This window comes from Oscillibacter sp. KLE 1728, assembly GCF_934833455.1.
In the GTDB taxonomy this organism is placed as follows: domain Bacteria; phylum Bacillota; class Clostridia; order Oscillospirales; family Oscillospiraceae; genus Oscillibacter; species Oscillibacter welbionis.
The window spans coordinates 1-3547 of the sequence record NZ_CAKVVF010000077.1 but is presented as its reverse complement, the minus strand read 5'-3'; the positions used below and the strand labels follow the sequence as shown (position 1 = coordinate 3547).

Sequence of the window (3547 nt, the reverse complement as noted above, 5' to 3'; positions counted from 1 at the left end):
GCCGGTGGGCGGCCTCTGCGGCGCTGGGGCTTCCCACCAGGATGATGACGTCGCCGCTGTACAGTTCGGCATAGGGACCGGGGGAGAGGATCACCGTCTGGCCCCGCCGGATGGCCACGATGGTGCCGCCGGTGGACTGCCAGAATTTCAGCTCCCCGATGCTCTTGCCGATGAGAGGAGAGTCCTTGGGGACAGGGACCTCATAGTTGGGGAGGGGCTGACCGGCCGCAGCAAATGTGTCCTGCCCTTTTACCAGGGCCGACACGGTGTCCGCCATGCGCCGGTTCACCTCGGCGGACTCCGCCAGCAGCGCCTTCAACTGGAGGCGCAGGGAATGGATGTCCGCATCCTCGGAGAAGTTTTCGATGTACCGGCGGGCGCTGTCGGCGGAGAGGACTACGGCCCCGCTCTGGGGCTTCACATCCACCACCTTCATGTCCGCCAGCAGCCGCAGGGCCTTGCGGATCGTCTCCGGGGATACCCCGTACTCCGACGCCAGCACCGACCGACCGTAAATCCGGCTGCCCTCCGTCAACTCACCTTGGGCGATGCGGGTAGCCAGATCCAAAGCGATCTGCAGATACTGGGACGGGACAACTGCCTGCCTCAAGCCATCACCTTCTGTTCTGCGATTGTATGGCCCCTATTATACACTGCCAACTTTGAAAAGTAAATAGAGATGGCAGTTAAAAAATTATAAAAATATAGGAACAATTTACGGAAAAAGAAAAAATCGGAAAGACGGCACAGAAAAACGCCCCTCCCGTTTTCACGGGAGGGGCGTTTGACCGGGAATACTGATCAGCCGAAGTTCTCTACAATGTCCACCAATTCCGCGCCGATGCGTTTCTGAGCTTCTTTGGTGCCTGCGCCGATGTGGGGCGTGCAGGAGACAGCCGGGTGGGAGGCCAGGGCCCAGTTGGGATCCTTCTCGCTCAGCCACACGTCCAGACCGGCGGCCTTGACCTTGCCGGAGTTCAGAGCGTCCAGCAGGGCGGCCTCGTTCACGTTGGCACCCCGGGAGACGTTGATGATCACCACGCCATCCTTCATCTTCGCAAGGGACTCCGCATCCACCAGGGGCTTGTCGCCACTGGGGGCACAGAGGACGACGATGTCGGACTGGGAGAGCAGCTCGTCCATAGTGACAAAGTGCATGGTCTCGCACTCGCAGCCCTCCGGCTTGTTGCGGTGGACCACGGACAGCACATTCATGCCCAGGGCTTGACCCTTGGCGCCCACCAGCTGGCCGATCCGGCCATAGCCGATGACGCCCATAGTCTTGCCGGAGAGCTCAAAGCCCTTGGAGTAGGCTTTCTTCTCCCACTTGTTCTCCCGCATGGTGTGGCCCGCGATGGAGATGTTCCGGGCACAGGAGAACAGCAGGGCCAGAGCCAGCTCCGCCACCGCGTTGGAGGAGGCGCGGGGCGTGTTCTTCACCTGGATGCCGTGTTCCTCTGCGTATTTGACTGCGATGTTGTCTACACCGACGCCGGCCCGGATGATGAGCTTCAGGCGGCTGCCTGCGGCGGCGTCGATCTGCGGCTCCTTGATCTTGGTGGCGCTGCGGATGATAACCACGTCGAAGTCCCGCAGGGCTGCGCCCAGCTGATCGGGCTCATAGAACTGCTCGATGACTTCATATCCATCCTTGCGCAGCTGTTCCATTGCGCCAGCATCCATCCCATCGGTAACCAAAACTCTTAATGCCATATATAATACCCCTTTTCATACATTTCCGGCACACCCCAGGGGTGCCAATGTCGGAAACCCCAAACGCCCATTGGGGGACAGGCGCCTCCGTGAGAGTGGAGTTCAGAGATAGGAGCTGCGCGTGCGGCAGTCTGCCTGACGCTCCGGACTCCATCGCAGGAAGGGGGAAGGCGAAGCCTCTCTGGCTTCACCGGAGTGAAGATGTGGAGCGTGAAGAGTGGAGATACGCCTGGCGTGTTCCACTCGCTCTCCCACCCGCACAAAAGGAAGGGGGCTGGTAGAAATCGTGGGGGCTACACCGTTGCGGCATTGCGATTCCCGGCCCTTTTGGGCCGCCAATCGCGCCGCGGTCTCGAAATCGGCTCGCTTTCGAGACCGCTGGCGGCGCTTCGCCGGTTTCCCCAGTTCTTTTGCCGGAGGCAAAAGAAGAATTTTTAATCCTTTTCCGCAGGGCGTGTACCTGCCGAAAATTCCCCGACTCAGACGCCTTGGGCGGCGTTCACCAGTCTGCAGACTGACGGGGGGCCTCCATGGGGGAGCAGGTCCCCCATGGAAAGCCGTTACGCGTGCTCTGCCTCGTACTTCTTCAGGAACTCCACCAGGGCCTCCACGCCCTCCTTGGGCATGGCATTATAGATGGACGCCCGCAGGCCGCCCACGCTCTTGTGGCCCTTCAGGTTGTCGAAGCCGGCGGCCTTGGAGGCGGCCACCACATCGGCATCCTGCTCCTTGCTGGGGGTGACGAAGGGCACGTTCATCAGGGAACGGTCCTCCTTGCGGACAGCACCGGTGAAGAACTTGCTCTGGTCCAGGAAATCGTACAGCACCGCGGCCTTTTCCTCGTTGCGCTTGTTCATGGCCTCCAGTCCGCCGTTTGCCAACAGGTACTTGAAGACCTTGCCGCAGCAGTAGATGGCCCAGCAGTTGGGAGTGTTGTACAGGGAGTCATTGTCCGCATGGGTCTTGTAACTCATGTAAGTGGGCACGAACTGGGGCAGGTCCTCCCGCAACAGGTCCTCCCGGATGATGACCACCGCCATGCCGGCGGGACCCACATTCTTCTGTACGCCCGCCCAGATCAGGCCGTACTTGGTGACATCGCAGGGACGGGAGAGGAACATGGAGGACTGATCCGACACCAGGATCTTGCCCTTGGTGTTGGGCAGATGGAAATAGGTGGTGCCGTTGATGGTCTCGTTCTCGCAGATATAGACGTAATCTGCGTTGTCGGGGATGTCCAGATCGGAGCAGTCAGGGATGTAGGAGAAGTTCTTGTCCGCGGAGGAGGCGACGATCTTCACCTCACCGTACTTCTGGGCCTCCTTGATGGCCTTCTTTGACCAGTTGCCGGTCTCCACATAGCAGGCCACGCCGTTCTTCATCAGATTCATGGGCACCATGGCGAACTGCACGGTGCCGCCGCCCTGAACGAACAGAACCTTGTAGTTGTCGGGAATGCCCATCAGCTGACGCAGGTCCGCCTCGGCCTCGTCCCGGATCTGCTGAAAGACCTTGGAGCGGTGGCTCATCTCCATGACGCACATGCCGCTGCCCCGGTAATTCATCATCTCGGCGGCGATCTCCTCCAAGACCTCCTCCGGCATCATGGCGGGTCCGGCGGAGAAATTATAGGTACGTCCGTATTTCATACTCATTTCCTCCAAACTTTTTTGTTCTGGGGTTTCGCATCGGCGCGCAGACATCTGTCTGTTTCCTCTTCCAGTATAGCACAGAATTGGAAAGAATCAACCGGAAAAGCGGGATGAGTCCGCCTGTGAGAGAGGACGGCGGACAGCCCGTAAAAAGTTTTAGGGGCACAAAAAAACTTGCAGAA

The 3547-nt window shown here is 59.6% G+C and carries 3 protein-coding genes; all 3 read right to left on the bottom strand.

What is annotated here, in order from left to right:
• A partial coding sequence (locus QVE23_RS08770; protein ID WP_287967956.1) for a GntR family transcriptional regulator occupies nucleotides 1-610 on the bottom strand: 610 nt, incomplete at its 3' end.
• A 191-nt stretch (nucleotides 611-801) separates the two neighbouring features.
• The gene (locus QVE23_RS08765) at nucleotides 802-1713 is read right to left on the bottom strand and encodes an NAD(P)-dependent oxidoreductase (protein ID WP_021748228.1); all 912 of its coding nucleotides are present in this window, start codon (nucleotides 1711-1713) and stop codon (nucleotides 802-804) included.
• A 560-nt stretch (nucleotides 1714-2273) separates the two neighbouring features.
• Nucleotides 2274-3362, bottom strand: coding sequence for a 3-phosphoserine/phosphohydroxythreonine transaminase (gene serC, locus QVE23_RS08760; protein WP_036629710.1), 1089 nt, complete (start codon nucleotides 3360-3362; stop codon nucleotides 2274-2276).
• Nucleotides 3363-3547: the final 185 nt, after the last annotated feature.

Coding starts and splice junctions, on each gene's coding strand:
- QVE23_RS08765 (WP_021748228.1), bottom strand. CDS start 1,713: ATGGCATTAAGAGTTTTGGTTACCGATGGGATGGATGCTGGCGCAATG.
- serC (WP_036629710.1), bottom strand. CDS start 3,362: ATGAAATACGGACGTACCTATAATTTCTCCGCCGGACCCGCCATGATG.